The sequence below is a fragment of the Thiolapillus sp. genome (assembly GCF_048562965.1).
Lineage (GTDB): Bacteria > Pseudomonadota > Gammaproteobacteria > Chromatiales > Chromatiaceae > Thiolapillus > Thiolapillus brandeum_A.
Genome location: NZ_JBHNMF010001624.1, coordinates 1 through 526, shown reverse-complemented (window position 1 = coordinate 526; position 526 = coordinate 1). Strand labels below are relative to the sequence as shown.

The 526-nt window shown below is 57.8% G+C and carries 1 protein-coding gene; it reads right to left on the bottom strand.

Annotated elements, in window-relative coordinates; translation table 11 throughout:
• Positions 1 to 185: 185 nt before the first annotated feature.
• A complete protein-coding gene (locus ACOCD2_RS25875; protein WP_293885335.1) occupies positions 186 to 386 on the bottom strand; it encodes a hypothetical protein in 201 nt (66 codons plus the stop codon).
• Positions 387 to 526: the final 140 nt, after the last annotated feature.

Below are 526 nucleotides of genomic sequence, written 5' to 3'. Positions count from 1 at the left end.
GCAGAAGGCCCCCGCAGCAGGCGGTACAGGCTCAGCAGCAGGGCAGCACCCATCAGGCCAAGAGCCAGGTACTCTGCGATATTCAGGTTCAATAGAGGAATTCCAGCAGATGAGATTCGAACGCTGCCAGCCATGGAGAGCGAAGCGAAGGCTGGTAGACCCCAGTAGCCGCGAGGCCGCACTGCTTACCCGTCGTGCGCATAGCGCCAGAGGGGAAGCAAAGTAGGCATTCGAACGCGGCGTCCAGTCATTGGGAGACAAGTACGGAGCAGCAACGAGCTTGCGAAGTTGTTGTGTAGTGCTTGGTGACCAGGACGGCTGGGGCACGAATAGGTTGTCAAAGGCCGAGTCGATTTTGGGGACTGGGATGTCCCAAAATCTATCACGAGGCCGAAGACACACTTGTTGCCCGACGATTTCAGCCGTTGCCGTGTCCAGGTCTGTGCCGGGCGCGCAATCCACCCAATGCACAAGAATGTGATCGCCTTTGATATCGATGGTGAGGGTTCCGGGCGTGAGTGTAATG